Source organism: Photorhabdus sp. S10-54, from assembly GCF_963878145.1.
Classification (GTDB): domain Bacteria; phylum Pseudomonadota; class Gammaproteobacteria; order Enterobacterales; family Enterobacteriaceae; genus Photorhabdus; species Photorhabdus kayaii.
In genome coordinates this window covers 1-15,513 of sequence record NZ_CAWNXG010000013.1, presented here as the reverse complement: position 1 = coordinate 15,513, position 15,513 = coordinate 1, and the positions used below count along the sequence as shown (strand labels likewise).

22 protein-coding genes are annotated in these 15,513 nt (G+C 38.4%); all 22 read right to left on the bottom strand.

Annotated features, from left to right (window positions below):
* Window positions 1-23: 23 nt before the first annotated feature.
* A complete protein-coding gene (locus tag AACQ83_RS09485) occupies window positions 24-326 on the bottom strand; it encodes a Tox-REase-5 domain-containing protein (protein WP_240000761.1) in 303 nt (100 codons plus the stop codon).
* Window positions 327-371: 45 nt separating this feature from the next.
* Window positions 372-1,100, bottom strand: a complete 729-nt coding sequence (locus tag AACQ83_RS09480) for an immunity 52 family protein (protein WP_112877252.1) — start codon at window positions 1,098-1,100, stop codon at window positions 372-374.
* A 35-nt stretch (window positions 1,101-1,135) separates the two neighbouring features.
* Window positions 1,136-1,762, bottom strand: coding sequence for a restriction endonuclease fold toxin 5 domain-containing protein (locus AACQ83_RS09475; protein WP_112877251.1), 627 nt, complete (start codon window positions 1,760-1,762; stop codon window positions 1,136-1,138).
* 163 nt (window positions 1,763-1,925) lie between these two features.
* A complete protein-coding gene (locus tag AACQ83_RS09470; protein ID WP_112877250.1) occupies window positions 1,926-2,189 on the bottom strand; it encodes a PAAR domain-containing protein in 264 nt (87 codons plus the stop codon).
* 2 nt (window positions 2,190-2,191) lie between these two features.
* Entirely contained in the window at window positions 2,192-2,947 is a 756-nt protein-coding gene (locus AACQ83_RS09465) for an immunity 52 family protein (protein ID WP_112877249.1), read from the bottom strand.
* A gap of 31 nt (window positions 2,948-2,978) precedes the next feature.
* Window positions 2,979-3,611: a restriction endonuclease fold toxin 5 domain-containing protein gene (locus AACQ83_RS09460; RefSeq protein WP_112877248.1), complete on the bottom strand. Its 633-nt coding sequence runs from the start codon at window positions 3,609-3,611 to the stop codon at window positions 2,979-2,981.
* 1 nt (window position 3,612) lies between these two features.
* Window positions 3,613-3,789 (bottom strand): hypothetical protein, encoded by a 177-nt coding sequence (locus AACQ83_RS09455; protein WP_240000760.1) that lies wholly within the window; start codon window positions 3,787-3,789, stop codon window positions 3,613-3,615.
* Between the two features lie 2 nt (window positions 3,790-3,791).
* Window positions 3,792-4,517: an immunity 52 family protein gene (locus AACQ83_RS09450; protein ID WP_112877247.1), complete on the bottom strand. Its 726-nt coding sequence runs from the start codon at window positions 4,515-4,517 to the stop codon at window positions 3,792-3,794.
* 27 nt (window positions 4,518-4,544) lie between these two features.
* Entirely contained in the window at window positions 4,545-5,147 is a 603-nt protein-coding gene (locus tag AACQ83_RS09445) for a restriction endonuclease fold toxin 5 domain-containing protein (RefSeq protein WP_112877246.1), read from the bottom strand.
* Between the two features lie 163 nt (window positions 5,148-5,310).
* Window positions 5,311-5,574: a PAAR domain-containing protein gene (locus AACQ83_RS09440; protein WP_112877245.1), complete on the bottom strand. Its 264-nt coding sequence runs from the start codon at window positions 5,572-5,574 to the stop codon at window positions 5,311-5,313.
* Window positions 5,575-5,576: 2 nt separating this feature from the next.
* Complete coding sequence (locus tag AACQ83_RS09435) at window positions 5,577-6,311, bottom strand: immunity 52 family protein (protein WP_112877244.1); 735 nt, start codon at window positions 6,309-6,311, stop codon at window positions 5,577-5,579.
* A gap of 38 nt (window positions 6,312-6,349) precedes the next feature.
* Window positions 6,350-6,976 (bottom strand): restriction endonuclease fold toxin 5 domain-containing protein, encoded by a 627-nt coding sequence (locus AACQ83_RS09430; protein WP_112877243.1) that lies wholly within the window; start codon window positions 6,974-6,976, stop codon window positions 6,350-6,352.
* 163 nt (window positions 6,977-7,139) lie between these two features.
* Complete coding sequence (locus AACQ83_RS09425; protein ID WP_112877242.1) at window positions 7,140-7,403, bottom strand: PAAR domain-containing protein; 264 nt, start codon at window positions 7,401-7,403, stop codon at window positions 7,140-7,142.
* A gap of 2 nt (window positions 7,404-7,405) precedes the next feature.
* Window positions 7,406-8,128: an immunity 52 family protein gene (locus AACQ83_RS09420; protein ID WP_112877241.1), complete on the bottom strand. Its 723-nt coding sequence runs from the start codon at window positions 8,126-8,128 to the stop codon at window positions 7,406-7,408.
* 23 nt (window positions 8,129-8,151) lie between these two features.
* Complete coding sequence (locus tag AACQ83_RS09415; RefSeq protein WP_112877240.1) at window positions 8,152-8,760, bottom strand: restriction endonuclease fold toxin 5 domain-containing protein; 609 nt, start codon at window positions 8,758-8,760, stop codon at window positions 8,152-8,154.
* Between the two features lie 163 nt (window positions 8,761-8,923).
* Entirely contained in the window at window positions 8,924-9,187 is a 264-nt protein-coding gene (locus AACQ83_RS09410) for a PAAR domain-containing protein (protein WP_112877239.1), read from the bottom strand.
* A gap of 2 nt (window positions 9,188-9,189) precedes the next feature.
* A complete protein-coding gene (locus AACQ83_RS09405; protein WP_112877238.1) occupies window positions 9,190-9,924 on the bottom strand; it encodes an immunity 52 family protein in 735 nt (244 codons plus the stop codon).
* Between the two features lie 27 nt (window positions 9,925-9,951).
* Window positions 9,952-10,578 (bottom strand): restriction endonuclease fold toxin 5 domain-containing protein, encoded by a 627-nt coding sequence (locus tag AACQ83_RS09400; protein WP_088374075.1) that lies wholly within the window; start codon window positions 10,576-10,578, stop codon window positions 9,952-9,954.
* A 1-nt stretch (window position 10,579) separates the two neighbouring features.
* Window positions 10,580-10,924: a hypothetical protein gene (locus tag AACQ83_RS09395; protein WP_049585378.1), complete on the bottom strand. Its 345-nt coding sequence runs from the start codon at window positions 10,922-10,924 to the stop codon at window positions 10,580-10,582.
* 2 nt (window positions 10,925-10,926) lie between these two features.
* The gene (locus AACQ83_RS09390) at window positions 10,927-11,418 is read right to left on the bottom strand and encodes a DUF4123 domain-containing protein (protein ID WP_112877237.1); all 492 of its coding nucleotides are present in this window, start codon (window positions 11,416-11,418) and stop codon (window positions 10,927-10,929) included.
* Complete coding sequence (tssI, locus tag AACQ83_RS09385) at window positions 11,415-13,391, bottom strand: type VI secretion system tip protein TssI/VgrG (RefSeq protein ID WP_112877236.1); 1,977 nt, start codon at window positions 13,389-13,391, stop codon at window positions 11,415-11,417. Before tssI ends, AACQ83_RS09390 begins: the two co-directional genes overlap by 4 nt.
* Window positions 13,392-13,409: 18 nt before the next feature.
* The gene (locus tag AACQ83_RS09380; RefSeq protein ID WP_240000759.1) at window positions 13,410-15,143 is read right to left on the bottom strand and encodes a type VI secretion system baseplate subunit TssF; all 1,734 of its coding nucleotides are present in this window, start codon (window positions 15,141-15,143) and stop codon (window positions 13,410-13,412) included.
* Window positions 15,144-15,513: the final 370 nt, after the last annotated feature.

The following is a 15,513-nucleotide window of genomic DNA, read 5'->3' as shown; positions in this document are numbered from 1 at the left end:
AACTCTCCTTTTTGTGAGAATGATTAAAGTTTAGTGTTAAATACTGTAATGTTAGGAAACATAGAAAATGTCGTAAGAAAGTATTCATAAGATATTGGCTCTAGAAAGTGCCAATGGGATTTTGGAATATTTTTTAATGAAGCACATACATTATTTTGTCTTTCTGCTTGCCACATCATGCTTTCAAGTTCGGCCTTATCTGTTGGTTTTTTCTTAAATTCAGCATAAAACCATTTGGGTAACCCATCTTCAAAAAACTGATCATACAGAGCCTTAGTCTCAAGAAATAAGCATTGTGTAGGTTTCCAACCATTAAAAATCACCATGATCGGTTATGTCGCTTAAACGGATTACGGCTTTGTCTGTCATATTTATAACTCTGTCATCAATGGTAGTATTTGTAGATCCCGCAAGCAGATTTCAATATCATTGGCTTTATTGATATGCTCTTGGTTTTCAATATCAAAAATATCTTTTGTCGTAATAATCAATGAGCCTTTTTTGTCATTTTTATCAGAAATAGATATTATTTCTTCTGCCATTGGAACTAAAATCGGGTCTATTTCTATTGGCAAATAGAGCATCCAGCCAGAATAAACTCTATCTGGAAAAACTTGTTTTTGTTTTAGCGAATATCCTCTGGCATCCATCATGATTATTGGAGAGTAATGGTTGCTAACTAAAGAAGCTACGAAGTCAATACACTTAGAATGATTAAATTTTTCTTTTTCTAAACTAAGATCAATGCCTACATCCGTTTTTCCTAGCCTATTACTATAGTCACGGCTTGAATACATGATTCTGTTTTTTAACTTTACATCACCTGGAACATCAAATAATGTTTTTATGATAGATTTAAAACTCTCATCATAACTTTCTTTGAATTGATTTATGGCATATTCAGTAATACCACTTTCATCAAAAACATTATTTGCTTTTATTTCGTCTAGATCATATCCTGGTAGATGCCATCTACTTGAACTATTAGATACCTTATTTATTTGTTGCATAATGCAGTATGTGTCATCCAATGCTAATTCCGGCGTTATCTTTTCTTTTAAATCATAAAACATTTCTATTCTAGCGTGTATTATGTTCATCTTTTTAACCCTAATTTTAAAATAAATATCCACATTTAAGGTGTATTAAATTTTTTAATGTTAATAAATTTAGAAAAAGCCTTGGTAAAATATCCGTAAGATACTGGTTGCAAAAAATGCCAATGCGATTTAGGGATATTTTTTAATGAAGCACATACATTATTTTGTCTTTCTGCTTGCCACATCATGCTTTCAAGTCCGGTCTTATCTGTCGGTTTTTTCTTAAATTCAGCATAAAACCATTTGGGTAACCCATCTTCAAAAAATTGATCATACAGAGCCTTAGCCTCAAGAAATAAGCATTGTGCAGGTTTCCAGCCATCGAAATTTGTATCCATGTATAACCAAGTTTCAATTATGTTTAATTCAGGGTTGTATATCGTCCCGGCAATTTTTGTTTGGTAGGCAATGGTTATTTCTGAATACGATGTGGTCTTTTCCCAGACCATCATTACTTTCCCAATAGCCGGACATTTCTCACATTCGGTACGGGACGAAGCAATAGTTTGTGTATCCGCTTTTGCCTTGTCTTGCTCACCTTCTTTATCTTTGGTGCTTTCCATCACACCAACGGCGACTAATCCCGATGCACAAGCAGCCAGTGTCCATTCAGCAGCAGCTAAAAGAGCGGGAGCCGCTGGCGCAAGGAGTGGTAATGGCATATCAATTTCTCCTTTTTAATAAATTATCCATGACCCGAAAATAATCACGGTATTTTTCTCGTCTCTCCATTTTACCGGGTTAATGTATTAGCCCGGTAAAATGGAGAAGACAGGCGGAGCGCGTCAGTGTTGCCCTAAATAGGCCAAAGCGATTGTCGTCTCATTAAGCGAGAAAATCCTTCTGGCTGGCAATCAGTTTTGCGCCACAGGCTGTTTGCATACCTTCTAATGCGACAGGTTTTCCCTGATGCTTTAAGTCATTACTCCCTTCCACAATAGGGAAAACTCCTTTGCATTTAGGGCAGTTTACTAAATCACCTTTAGCGGCAATTGGTACGCCTTGATAAACCCAATCATCAATGGCGGTAATGACTTTACCGCCATGATCGGTTAGGTCGTTTAATCGGATTACGGCTCTATTTGTCATATTTATAACTCTGTCATCAATGGTAGTATTTGTAGATCCCGCAAGCAGATTTCAATATCATTGGCTTTATTGATATGCTTCTGGTTTTCAATATCAAAAATATCTTTTGTCGTAATAATCAATGAGCCTTTTTTGTCATTTTTATCAGAAATAGATATTATTTCTTCTGCCATTGGAACTAAAGTCGGGTCTATTTCTATTGGTAAATAGAGCATCCAGCCAGCACTTAAGCGGTCTGGAAAAACTTGTTTTTGATTTAATCTGTAGCCTCTAGCATCTGTCATAATAAATGGAGAATATCTATGAGAAACCAAATGTTTAATAAAATCGATAAAATTTTTAAGGTTGAATTCTTCTTTTTTAAGTTCAAGACTAATAGATATATTAGTTTTTCCCAATCTATTGTAATTAGAATGAATATCATCTTGTGAAATGTATGTAATATTATTTTCTAATTTTTCACTTTCAGAATTATCAATTGTAGGATTGTCAAATAGTGACGTTATAATAGATTTTCCGTCATCCTCATAAATTCTCCTGAATTCTTTTAAAGCATATTCAGTAATGCCATTTTCATTAAATACGTTATTTTCTCTAATTTCTTCTTCACTATATCCAGGTAAATGCCAACCACTTGAATTATTACTGAGATTATTAATTTGATTCATTAACTGATATATATCGTCCAATGCTAATTCCGGTGTGATGGCTTCTCTAAGATCATAAAATAATTTTATTCTTGGGTGTATAATGAACATGTTTCAATTCTCCTATAGATTATTCTGGTTATTAAGACATCATAGTATTAAAAGTTTTAATATTGAGATATGGAGCAAAAGCTTCTGTAAAATATGAATAAGATACAGGTTGTAGAAAATGCCAGTGAGATTTTGGAATGTTATTTAATACGATACATACTTCGTTTTGTTTTCTGGCTTGCTTCAACATACTATCATGCCCAGACAGTTTTTTCTTACCTAACTTTACCTTACGATAAAAACCATTAGGTTCCCCATTTTTAAAGAATTGATCGTAATTCGCCTTAGCTTCAAGAAATAAGCATTGTGCAGGTTTCCAGCCATCAAAATTTGTATCCATGCATAACCAAGTTTCAATTATGTTTAATTCAGGGTTGTATATCGTCCCGGCAATTTTCGTTTGATAAGCAATTGTTATTTCTGAATACGATGTGGTTTTTTCCCAAACCATCATTACTTTCCCAATAGCCGGACATTTCTCACATTCGGTACGGGACGAAGCAATTGTTTGTGTATCCGCTTTTGCCTTGTCTTGTTCACCTTCTTTATCTTTAGTGCTTTCCATCACACCAACGGCGGCTAACCCTGTTGCACAAGCAGCCAGTGTCCATTCAGCAGCAGCTAAAAGAGCGGGAGCCGCTGGCGCAAGAAGTGGTAATGGCATATCAATTTCTCCTTTTCAATAGATTATCCATGACCTGCAAGTAATCACGGTATTTTTCTCGGCTCTCTGTTTTACCGGATTCAGGCACGCCTTGATACACGCAATCATCAATGGCGGTAACAACTTTACCACCATGATCGGTTGTGTCGTTTAATCGGATTACGGCTCTGTTTGTCATATTTATAACTCTGTCATCAATGGTAGTATTTGTAGATCCCGCAAGCAGATTTCAATATCATTGGCTTTATTGATATGTTTCTTGTTTTCAATATCAAAGATATCTTTTGTAGTGATAATCAATGAGCCTTTTTTGTCATTTTTATCAGAAACAGGTGTTATCTCTTCTGCCATTGGAACTAAAATCAGATCTATTTCTATTGGTAAATAGAGCATCCAGCCGGCACTTAAACGATCTGGGAAGACCTGTTTTCTTTTTATTCTATAATTATCAGTTTCTACCATAATATAAGGTGAATTATGGCTAAAAACCAGAAACTTGATAAAATCAATCAACTTAAGAAAGTGAAACTCTTTTTCTTTAATGGATATATTAATCTCTATTTTTGTTTGGCCTTGTCTTTCAACATGATAATTAAAGTAACTAACTGAACATGCTTGCCCATCCTCGCTTCCATCCCAGACGCCTGATATAACCGTAGGATCTTCTTCCGTATAATTTTCTTTAAAGTCGCTTATACATTCGTTTGTTATTCCTCTCTCATCAAAAGCTACCCGAGTTAATGCTTCTTCGCGGCTATTTCCTCCTAAGTACCATATTTTAGTGTATCCAAAGAAGATATCTTCCAATTGTTTTACGATTTTATAGGTATCATTAACTGCAATGTCTGGAGTTAATGGCTTTTTCCAATCTGTATATATTTCTATGTCTAAAGATAAAATAGTCATTCATTTTTCCTATTAGAAATTATTCGGTTAACAAGGAGTATGAAATACTTTAATATTGGAATAAATAGATAATTTCTCTAAATAATAGGCGTAGCTTATAGGTTGCATAAAATGCCAATGAGAATTTGGTGTACTGTTTAATGAAGTACACACCCATTGTTGTCTTTTTCCTTGTTTTTGCATTGAGTAGCCTGACGATTTCCACCAAGGTTTGGGTTTACCATTTTCAAAGAACTGATCATACTTAGCCTTAGCCTCAAGAAATAAGCATTGTGCAGGTTTCCAGCCATCGAAATTTGTATCCATGCATAACCAAGTTTCAATTATGTTTAATTCAGGGTTGTATATCGTCCCGGCAATTTTTGTTTGGTAGGCAATGGTTATTTCTGAATACGATGTGGTCTTTTCCCAGACCATCATTACTTTCCCAATAGCCGGACATTTCTCACATTCGGTACGGGATGAAGTAATTGTTTGTGTATCCGCTTTTGCCTTGTCTTGTTCATCGTCTCTATTTTTGGTGCTTTCCATCACACCAACAGCGGCTAATCCTGTTGCACAAGCAGCCAGTGTCCATTCAGCAGCAGCTAAAAGAGCAGGAGCCGCTGGCGCAAGAAGTGGTAATGGCATATCAATTTCTCCTTTTCAATAAATTATCTATAACCTGCGAATAATCACGGTATTTTTCTCGTCTCTCCATGTTACCGGATTAATGTATTAGCTCGATAAAATGGAGAAGACAAGCGTAGCGCGTCAGTGTTGCCCTAAATAGGCCAAAGTGATTGTCGTCTCATTAAGCGAGAAAATCTTTCTGGTTGGCAATCAGTTTTGCGCCGCAGGCTGTTTGCATACCTTCCAATGCAATAGGTTTTCCATGATGCTTTAAGTCATTACTCCCTTCCACAATAGGGAAAACCCCTTTGCATTTAGGGCAGCTTACTAAATCACCTTTAGCGGCAACAGGTACGCCTTGATACACGTAATTATCAATGGCGGTAATGACTTTACCACCATGATCGGTTATGTCGCTTAAACGGATTACGGCTCTGTCTGTCATATTTATAACTCTGTCATCAATGGTAGTATTTGTAGATCCCGCAAGCAGATTTCAATATCATTGGCTTTATTGATATGCTCTTGGTTTTCAATATCGAAGATATCTTTTGTCGTAATAATTAATGAGCCTTTTTTGTCATTTTTATCAGAAATAGATATTATTTCTTCCGCCATTGGAACTAAAGTCGGATCTATTTCTATTGGCAAATAGAGCATCCAGCCGGCATAAACCCTATCTGGAAAAACTTGTTTTTGTTTTAGTGAGTAGCCTCTTGTATCTACTAAAACAAATGGAGACTTACAATTAGATATTAAATTTTTAATGAATATTATGAATTTCTCAAAGTTAACATCTTCTTTTTTAAGACTAATGTTAATTGATATGTTGGTTTTCCCTAATCGGATAGGGTTATTATGAATTCCATCTTCGCTTGTATATAAAATACTATTATTGTCTTCATTATTTCCATCTGATAAAGATTTAACAATAAGTTTAAATTTTTCATCAAAAGTTGCTTCAAAATGTTTTAATGCGTACTCAGTAGGCCCATTTTCATCAAATGCTCGGTACAATAATCTTTCTTCCAAAGAATTCTCAGGTAAATGCCAACCACTTTGCTTATTTGATAATTTATTTACTTGTTGCACCACCGGATATAAATCACTCAATGCCACTTCGGGTGTTATGCTCTTGTTTAGATCGTGAAATAGTTCTATTCTTGGGTATATTGTTGTCATATCTTTACCTTTTTACGCAAAATATAATTAAACAACTATCAAATCACAGTATTAAACACTTTAATGTTATTAAATTTAATAAATGCTCTAGAGAAATATGCATAAGATACAGGTTGCAAAAAATGCCAATATGATTTCGGCACATTGTTTAAGGTTATACATACTAAATTTTGTTTTTTAGCCTGATAAATCATACTGTCATGCCCAGACATATCTCCTTTTAATTTTACATCTTTATAGAAGTTTTTAGGCTCACCATTCTTAAAAAACTGGTCATACTTAGCCTTAGCCTCAAGAAATAAACATTGTGCAGGTTTCCAACCATCAAAGTTTGTATCCATGCATAACCAAGTTTCAATTATGTTTAATTCAGGGTTGTATATCGTCCCGGCAATTTTTGTTTGATAAGCAATGGTTATTTCTGAATACGATGTGGTCTTTTCCCAAACCATCGTAACGTTGCCAATTGCCGGACATTTCTCACATTCGGTACGGGACGAAGCAATTGTTTGTGTATTCGCTTTTGCCTTATCTTGTTCACCTTCTTTATTTTTGGTGCTTTCCATCACACCAACGGCGACTAATCCTGATGCACAAGCAGCCAGTGTCCATTCAGCAGCCGCTAAAAGAGCGGGAGCCGCTGGCGCGAGAAGTGGTAATGGCATGTCAATTTCTCCTTTTCAATAAATTATCTATAACCTGCGAATAATCACGGTATTTTTCTCGTTTCTCCGTTTTACCGGATTAATGTATTAGCCCGGTAAAACGGAGAAGACAGGTGCAGTACGCCAGTATTGCTTAAAATAGGCCAAAATGATTGTCGTCTCATTAAGCGAGAAAATCTTTCTGGCTGGCAATCAGTTTTGCACCACAGGCTGTTTGCATACCTTCTAATGCGACAGGTTTTCCCTGATGCTTTAAGTCATTACTCCCTTCCACAATAGGGAAAACCCCTTTGCATTTAGGGCAGCTTACTAAATCACCTTTAACAGCAACAGGTACGCCTTGATACAGGTAATTATCAATGGCGGTAATGACTTTACCACCATGATCGGTTAGGTCATTTAATCGGATAACTGTTTTGCTTGCCATAGTTATATCTCTGTTATCAGAGGTAATATTTGTAGATCCCGCAAGCAGATTTCAATATCATTGGCTTTATTAATATGCTCCTGGTTTTCAATATCAAAAATATCTTTTGTAGTGATAATCAATGAGCCTTTTTTGTCATTTTTATCAGAAACAGGTATTATCTCTTCCGCCATTGGAACTAAAGTCGGGTCTATTTCTACTGGTAAATAGAGCATCCAGCCAGCACTTAAACGATCTGGGAAAATATGTTTTCTTTTTATTCTATATGCATTGTTTTCTACCATAATGTAAGGTGCGCTATGAGTAGAAATCAGAAAATTAATAAAATTGATTAGTCGTGATAGCTGAAATTCATTTTCTTCGATAGATATATGAAAATCTATTTGAGTTTGTCCTAACCGATCTCGACGATAATTCATATAACAAATTGAACATGAATGGTCATCATCTTCGCCATCCCAAATCCCTTTAATAACTATAGGATTTTCTTCTGTATATTCTTCTTCAAATTCTTTTATTGCTTCTTTTGTTGCTCCTTGTTGATCAAAAGCAATATGTTGTAAAGATTCTTGACGAGTATCTCCTGGTAAATACCAAGTTTTATGGCGTCCAAAAAATATATCTACTTGTTGTGTGATTTTATATAAATCGGTAAGAACTATTGTTGGAGTTAATGGTTCTTTCCAATCTGTATATAATTTCATATTTAATGATAACGTAGTCATTTATCTTTACCCTTACTTAAATGTTAAATAGTATGAAATACTTTAATGTTGGGATAAATAGAAAATTTTTCTAAATAATAGGCATAGCTTATAGGTTGCATAAAATGCCAGTGAGAATTTGGGATTCCATTTAATGTAGTGCATACTTCTTGCTGCTTTTCTACTTGAGTCGTCATGGATCTATCCCCGCTTTTACTTATTTTCCACCAATCTATAGGTATTCCATTTTTGAAAAATTGGTCATATTTAGCCTTAGCCTCAAGAAATAAGCATTGTGCAGGTTTCCAACCATCGAAATTTGTATCCATACATAACCAAGTTTCAATTATGTTTAATTCAGGGTTGTATATCGTCCCGGCAATTTTTGTTTGATAAGCAATAGTTATTTCTGAATACGATGTGGTCTTTTCCCAAACCATCGTAACGTTGCCAATTGCCGGACATTTCTCACATTCGGTACGGGACGAAGCAATTGTTTGTGTATTCGCTTTTGCCTTGTCTTGTTCACCTTCTTTATTTTTGGTGCTTTCCATCACACCAACGGCGGCTAATCCTGTTGCACAAGCAGCCAGTGTCCATTCAGCAGCAGCTAAAAGAGCAGGAGCCGCTGGCGCAAGAAGTGGTAATGGCATATCAATTTCTCCTTCTCAATAAATTATCCATGACCCGCGAATAGTCGCGATATTTTTCTCGTCTCTCCGTTTTACCGGATTAATGTATTAGCCCGGTAAAATGGAGAAGACAGGTGCAGTGCGCCAGTATTGCCTAAAATAGGCCAAAGTGATTGTCGTCTCATTAAGCAAGAAAATCTTTCTGGCTGGCAATCAGTTTTGCGCCACAGGCTGTTTGCATACCTTCTAATGCGACAGGTTTTCCCTGATGCTTTAAGTCATTACTCCCTTCCACAATAGGGAAAACCCCTTTGCATTTAGGGCAGCTTACTAAATCACCTTTAGCGGCAACAGGAACGCCTTGATACACGTAATTATCAATGGCGGTAATGACTTTACCACCATGATCGGTTAGGTCGTTTAATCGGATTACGGCTCTGTTTGTCATATTTATAACTCTGTCATCAAGGGGAGTATTTGTAGATCCCGCAAGCAGATTTCAATATCATTGGCTTTATTGATATGCTCCTGGTTTTCAATATCAAAAATATCTTTTGTCGTGATAATTAATGAGCCTTTTTTGTCATTTTTATCAGAAATAGATATTATTTCTTCCGCCATTGGGACTAAAGTCGGGTCTATTTCTACTGGCAAATAGAGCATCCAGCCGGCATAAACCCTATCTGGAAAAACTTGTTTTTGTTTTAGCGAATAGCCTCTTGTATCTACTAAAATAAATGGAGAGTTTCGAACCGATATTGAATTTTTTAAAAATTCAATAATATCTTGAAAATTAAATCTATCTTTGTCTAAATTGATGCTTATAGATATATTAGTTTTACCTAATCTGACAGGGTTAATATGGGTTTTATCTTCTCCCATATATAGAATACTATTGTTGTTCTCGTCGACTCCATCAGATAATGATTTCACAATAAATTTTGAGTTTTCATTATAAGTTTCTTTAAAATCCTCTATAGCGTATTTAGTAGGTCCATTTTCATCAAATGCATTATTTTTTAATCTTTCTTCTTGAGTATAACCAGGCAAACACCAACCACTTTTTCTAGTTGTTAACTTATTTATCTTGCGTGTAATCTGATATAAATCAAGTAATGCGTTTTCAGGAGTTAAAGCCTCATTTGAATCATGAAATAATTTTATTCTTGAAAAGATAATTGTCATTTTTAACTCTCCTTTTTATGAGAATAATTAAAGTTCAGTGTTAAATACCGTAATGTTAGAAAATATAGAAAGTGCCGTAAGAAAGTGTTCATAAGATATTGGTTCTAGGAAGTGCCAATGGGATTTTGGAATATTATTTAATGTCTCGCATACTACATTCTGCCTTCTAGCCTGATTAATCATACTGTCATATCCAGACATTTTTCCCTTTAACTTTATATTCTTATAAAAGTCATTAGGTTCTCCATCTTTGAAAAATTGATCATATTTGGCTTTGGCTTCAAGAAATAAACATTGTGCAGGTTTCCAACCATCAAAATTTGTATCCATACATAACCAAGTTTCAATTATGTTTAATTCAGGGTTGTATATCGTTCCGGCAATTTTTGTTTGATAAGCAATAGTGATTTCTGAATACGATGTGGTTTTTTCCCAAACCATCGTAACGTTGCCAATTGCCGGACATTTCTCACATTCGGTACGGGACGAAGCAATTGTTTGTGTATTCGCTTTTGCCTTGTCTTGTTCACCTTCTTTATTTTTGGTGCTTTCCATCACACCAACGGCGGCTAATCCTGTTGCACAAGCAGCCAGTGTCCATTCAGCAGCAGCTAAAAGAGCAGGAGCAGCTGGCGCAAGAAGTGGTAATGGCATATCAATTTCTCCTTTTCAATAAATTATCCATGACCCGCAAATAATCACGGTATTGTTGTTCTGGGCTATCTCCCGTGTTCAACATGTTCTGGATTTCTGATGAGCCGTGAAAATCATGATTAAACGCAACGAAGTATAAATAAGAGCGGACCAACGCTTCATCTTTAAACCCCATCGCAATTAAATCAAGATAAGCCTTCTTTAACCGCTGATGTAGGTTGTGTTCACTTTCATTTTCGACTAATTCACTGTGCTCAACTAGAATACGTTGTCGGATCTGGGTCACATAAGCCTCATCTTCCGCATTAATAAATTTAGCGACCTGCTCCTTGCTGAGTTTTATCATCACTAGACTCCTTTTACAAAATGGTCATTATTATCAAAAGAATACACCCACTCATGAATACCGTCAGTGAATGCCGACAATTGTTCTGGGCTGAAAATATCCCGGATCTGATGCAAGATGCGGGGATCGTAAAAACGCAGCAATGCCGTTTCCCCTGTTTCTAACTCGATATTCAGGTAGTTTTCAAGGTGACGGGTTAGTTTGTCCAAAGACAGCGTGGTGTGTAGCCAAGACACCGAAGGTGCAACCTTTTCCAGCGCAGATAACTTTTCTTCCCATGATTTCGCATAAGCCATATCAAACAACCACGGCCCCGCGAACGCAATTTTGGCATCCGGGTATTGCCGGAACAGAGGATTATTCGTGCCGGCGATATACTTAATCTCCTCAGCAAAATGACGTTCATACTGTAGGCCGCTGACTAAGGCATACCATTTCATTTCGGGATGCATTTCTCTGTATTCACTCCATTCTTTCTGTAATTCCGGCGTCATGACTGCCCCCTTATAACCATTGCTGTGCCATCCTGTTCTGCTTTCATCAGGCAGGTCAGACAGATTTCTTTCAACGGCGCCGTCAGGGCTTTTTCTGCCTGTACGACGCTCGCCTGTTTCAGTTTATCCAGCTTATCTGGCAGCTTGCCGCCCCAACCTGAGCCGCTGCCGGGTGATCCACTGCCAAAGTTAATGCCCGCACTGCTGGTAATACCGCCCGCATCGATTTTAAGGAAGTGCCCGGCGGCCTGTAGAGTTAGTTCACTGCCAGCATCAATCACGACTTTAGCGCCGGAACTTAGGTGAATTTCATTACCGCTTTGAGTTAACAGGGCATCATCTGCCTTGATATGGAGTTTCTGCTCCGTAGATAGGGAAATATCATTGCCCGCCTGTACGCGGTACTCATTGTCAATGCGTAAATGGGCATCATGTTTGATATGATGTGTCCGGTTGTGTCCGATATTACAGGCTTCATCATTCAGAACCCGGGTATTCATATCCCGCTGGGCATGAATAAACACTTCCTCGCTGCCATTTTCATCCTCAAAACGCAATTCGTTAAAGCCATTACCTTTATGTGTTTTGGTTCTGAATGTGGTGCGCGTCTTTTCCGCGGGTAAATTCAGCGGCGGGCGGTTAAGACCGTTGTAAGTGCATCCGGTAATAATAGGCCGGTCAATATCGCCGTTGAGATAGGAGATAATCACTTCCTGACCGACTCGCGGCGTTGCCAGAAAACCAAATCCGTTGCCATTCCACCCTTGTGCAACCCGCACCCAGCAAGAAGCCTGGTCGTCAGGCGCATCATAACGGTTCCAGTGAAAGTGAACGCGAACCGCGCCATCTTTATTGACATAAATTTCTTCAGTGCCCGGTCCGACAACTGTTGCGATTTCATCGCCGTCAGCCAATGGTTTATAGCGGTATGGCGGCCGCCAATCGTTGCGGCCTGGTATAAACCGGGTTTGTGAATTCAGGGTAGTGCCGGTTCCGCCGTCGCCTAAAACCGCAGGGACATGCCCTGTATGTTGGGAAGAGATGACTTGCCAGCGGTCATTCATGGCGTCAATCGGATGGTTGGTTAATGTGAAGATTCTGCCCGGCATTAATCGAATACAATTACTGTTCGCTATCCCGGATTTGCTGTCAGCGCGCAGGGCTTCCAGCCGGTACTGGGTAAACGGAATGGCCTCTTTGTCTTTCTGAAAACGCCCGTAACTTTCGAAAATATGAAATAGTGTGTCGTTTTCTGCCTCAAAATCTGTTGCATTGTGCCGTAAAGCATAATTGGGATTGTGATAATTTCTGTCTTTTTGGGTAGTGGATTCAGGGCGCATGTGGGAGCCAAACAGCCATTTGTAGATAACATTTTCTTCTACTGCGCTGGTAACGTCCGGGTTGTAGATCAGTGTATCCTGCGCTCTCATGTTCAGGTGGCTATCACTCAGATGGAGCCCGTCATCGGCGAACCAGAAGAAAATCCCCTCTTCAGCCGCCAAGCGGGTAAAGAAATCATAGGATGATTCCCTTTTCATGGTGACATATTCCCGCGTTGAATGTGGGTTATTCAAATGTATATTGGCCCTGAGTTGCTTCTGCTTCAGGATGCTTTGTAGAATATCGGGAATGCTGAGTTGGTGATAAATACGGCTGTCCTGATCGAGTGTCAGAAGCCACATTTCTGGCCTGACTGTCAGGTGATACTGGGTTTGATGCCGGTTTGTGGTCCCAACAACTGCGCTTTCAACCAATCCTTTCACTTCGCGTTGCAGAATATCGTCACGGGTGACGGTAAACCGCACGGCTTGGAGCAGGAGGGTATCGGTATCAATATCTGAACGATGTGCCGCTAACGTCAGAGACAGGGTAAATAACGATGAAAGCGCCTCATCTAACGTAAAATCAACCACTGCAAAAGTTTTGGTTTCCAGGTTGCCGATAGTGCAGGAAAAGCGGAGTCCGGTTTTCATAATTTTTCCTCAATTACATTACATGATCTTTTGATGCCCAGGCATATTGTAAAATTCCCAGCATTCGCCTGTGTCGTCATTGATGGCAATTAATTGGTGAAGGCTTGTTTCCACCAGGCAGAGGGAGAAAGCGGTGTGCAATGTCTTAGCGAACGCATACATTTCTCCTTCATGTTGATAATTTGCTGACGTCATGCGAAGCGTGATTCTCTGGGCTCTCACGGGAACACCGTCACCCATATGGTAGAATGGAACAATGTGGATTTTACTGAGACCATCGGCCATGCGCTGAATATGTCGGCTACGCGGGGCGTCCAGATGAGCGAAGGTATCAAGTTGTTTAACCAGAGATCTGACGGTATCAATGTGACTGAGAAAAAATGGCCCAATCGACAATAAGGATAGTATCGGCCAATGCTGATGACTGTTTACTACGGCAGGAAGATTTTTTGACGCCGGCACGATATTTCTGGTCTGAATATGGCTGGGTATCTGCTCGCTTGGTATACAAATTTCCCCAATGCCCAATGCATGTGCTTGCGCATGAAATCGGTGATATTGGCAGTAAAAGTCGCGATAGTGGTGCTCTGTTATAGGTTTTGCCTGATGATCATAAAACGTAAGATTAATTTGGCTGCCACTAAATGGCGATTCTTCCCGTATATAGTTAAAAAGCAATATGTTGTCACTGGGTTCGGCAAAATGGCAGGCTGCCAGTTGCGCGCTATCGATAAGAGGAACGCAGTGGTCAGATCCGTCGGATGTTTCCTCTGGTTCAGATTGGAGTTTAACTTTGTCAATGCTAAAGATTTCATCTGATTTTAATACATAACACGATTTGCCCTTTTCAAATGCAATCGGTTTTGTTTTTGTCGGAACCAGGTTGATAACCGGTACGCAATGGGGAATGAATGCGGGTGTAATGTCCTCTATGGGAATGTTACAGTCAAATTCTAGGATAATGGTAAATTGCTTATCCTCTCCCAAAGGGAGCTCAGCGATCTCCTCTGATAAATCAAATGACATAAAGTCATTAACATGTGGCAGATAAAGGTATTCGTATAACACCTGCAACGGCCAGAAATAGTCATGTGGTCTCGGCAGTACCAAATTTTCCTTCTGGCGGGGAGCGCTCTCAATAGACAGCCACATCTCCTTCTCTTCAAGGGATGTTTTCAGATAAGTGTTATTCAGCGATTGATCTATGTATTTCGTCAGTAAAGACGCCAGTTTTTGATCTTCTCCCAGAAAAAGCGTGACTTGCCCTGTCTTCCACTTGGTAGTTTGTCCATGATATTGAAAAGTCAGTGATATCAGGCTTTTGTCTTGGCTGTGTGTCAGCGTCTTATGGATCAAGGTAACTGGTTCAATACTAATATCTTGGGTAGTTCTGAACGTAATTGATTGTTTATGTTGTATGGCAGAAATTTCACTGCCTTTGGCAATGTTTGTAGTTTCAGTCATGCTGCCCGGTTGAATATCTAACTGGATAATGCTGGTTGAAGGGATCGGATGTAAAGGTATCGGCCATACTTTTCGTAAAAGAGGGTTGATGACTTCCGGGAAACCATCATTAATTTTTTGCTGAAGACCGGCAGTTATAAGCGCAAAACCTTCCAGTACTCGGAGAACATCCGGGTCGCCAGATTCAGGGGTAAATGGGGCCAAGTGTGGGTGTTCCTGTGCGGCGTTGCGCATATCATGCTTTATTTGTGAAAGCGCTTCCCTATAGAAATCCTCAAAATTTTTCATATCTACTTTTGTCTTTTTTCCGATCAAATATTAATGTAAATTTATATTTTGAGCTGATGGATATCAAGGTTGATAATTTAATTATGTGTAATTTTTTGTTTAAAACAGTTAATAATGTAAATTTATTAAGTGTTCAAGTAACTTAATTATGTAATTTATTTCAAGATGTTTGGTGAGCATAAGTTTTACTTAATAAATTTATGGTGCCATGATAGCCAGATGTTGGAAACTGAAATTAATATTTAACCTGAGGTTTGCTTAAGAAGGGAACTAAGTGCCTGAGGCACGATCAAAGTTTTTGTCAAAGAAAACAAAATCGTGGAGATCCTCAGGCATGTTTAATTTAGAAGAACTTTACTGCTGCGTCGAT

Bases quoted from the DNA above. Each gene is read 5' to 3' on its own strand.
- AACQ83_RS09435 (WP_112877244.1), bottom strand. From the start codon at position 6,311: ATGACAACAATATACCCAAGAATAGAACTATTTCACGATCTAAACAAG.
- AACQ83_RS09480 (WP_112877252.1), bottom strand. From the start codon at position 1,100: ATGAACATAATACACGCTAGAATAGAAATGTTTTATGATTTAAAAGAA.
- AACQ83_RS09410 (WP_112877239.1), bottom strand. From the start codon at position 9,187: ATGACAAACAGAGCCGTAATCCGATTAAACGACCTAACCGATCATGGT.
- AACQ83_RS09440 (WP_112877245.1), bottom strand. From the start codon at position 5,574: ATGACAGACAGAGCCGTAATCCGTTTAAGCGACATAACCGATCATGGT.
- AACQ83_RS09455 (WP_240000760.1), bottom strand. From the start codon at position 3,789: ATGACAAACAGAGCCGTAATCCGATTAAACGACACAACCGATCATGGT.
- AACQ83_RS09485 (WP_240000761.1), bottom strand. From the start codon at position 326: ATGGTGATTTTTAATGGTTGGAAACCTACACAATGCTTATTTCTTGAG.
- AACQ83_RS09470 (WP_112877250.1), bottom strand. From the start codon at position 2,189: ATGACAAATAGAGCCGTAATCCGATTAAACGACCTAACCGATCATGGC.
- AACQ83_RS09450 (WP_112877247.1), bottom strand. From the start codon at position 4,517: ATGACTATTTTATCTTTAGACATAGAAATATATACAGATTGGAAAAAG.
- AACQ83_RS09430 (WP_112877243.1), bottom strand. From the start codon at position 6,976: ATGCCATTACCACTTCTCGCGCCAGCGGCTCCCGCTCTTTTAGCGGCT.
- AACQ83_RS09405 (WP_112877238.1), bottom strand. From the start codon at position 9,924: ATGACAATTATCTTTTCAAGAATAAAATTATTTCATGATTCAAATGAG.
- AACQ83_RS09380 (WP_240000759.1), bottom strand. From the start codon at position 15,143: ATGAAAAATTTTGAGGATTTCTATAGGGAAGCGCTTTCACAAATAAAG.
- AACQ83_RS09465 (WP_112877249.1), bottom strand. From the start codon at position 2,947: ATGTTCATTATACACCCAAGAATAAAATTATTTTATGATCTTAGAGAA.
- AACQ83_RS09415 (WP_112877240.1), bottom strand. From the start codon at position 8,760: ATGCCATTACCACTTCTTGCGCCAGCGGCTCCTGCTCTTTTAGCTGCT.
- tssI (WP_112877236.1), bottom strand. From the start codon at position 13,391: ATGAAAACCGGACTCCGCTTTTCCTGCACTATCGGCAACCTGGAAACC.
- AACQ83_RS09475 (WP_112877251.1), bottom strand. From the start codon at position 1,762: ATGCCATTACCACTCCTTGCGCCAGCGGCTCCCGCTCTTTTAGCTGCT.
- AACQ83_RS09420 (WP_112877241.1), bottom strand. From the start codon at position 8,128: ATGACTACGTTATCATTAAATATGAAATTATATACAGATTGGAAAGAA.
- AACQ83_RS09445 (WP_112877246.1), bottom strand. From the start codon at position 5,147: ATGCCATTACCACTTCTTGCGCCAGCGGCTCCTGCTCTTTTAGCTGCT.
- AACQ83_RS09425 (WP_112877242.1), bottom strand. From the start codon at position 7,403: ATGGCAAGCAAAACAGTTATCCGATTAAATGACCTAACCGATCATGGT.
- AACQ83_RS09400 (WP_088374075.1), bottom strand. From the start codon at position 10,578: ATGCCATTACCACTTCTTGCGCCAGCTGCTCCTGCTCTTTTAGCTGCT.
- AACQ83_RS09390 (WP_112877237.1), bottom strand. From the start codon at position 11,418: ATGACGCCGGAATTACAGAAAGAATGGAGTGAATACAGAGAAATGCAT.
- AACQ83_RS09395 (WP_049585378.1), bottom strand. From the start codon at position 10,924: ATGATAAAACTCAGCAAGGAGCAGGTCGCTAAATTTATTAATGCGGAA.
- AACQ83_RS09460 (WP_112877248.1), bottom strand. From the start codon at position 3,611: ATGCCATTACCACTTCTTGCGCCAGCGGCTCCCGCTCTTTTAGCTGCT.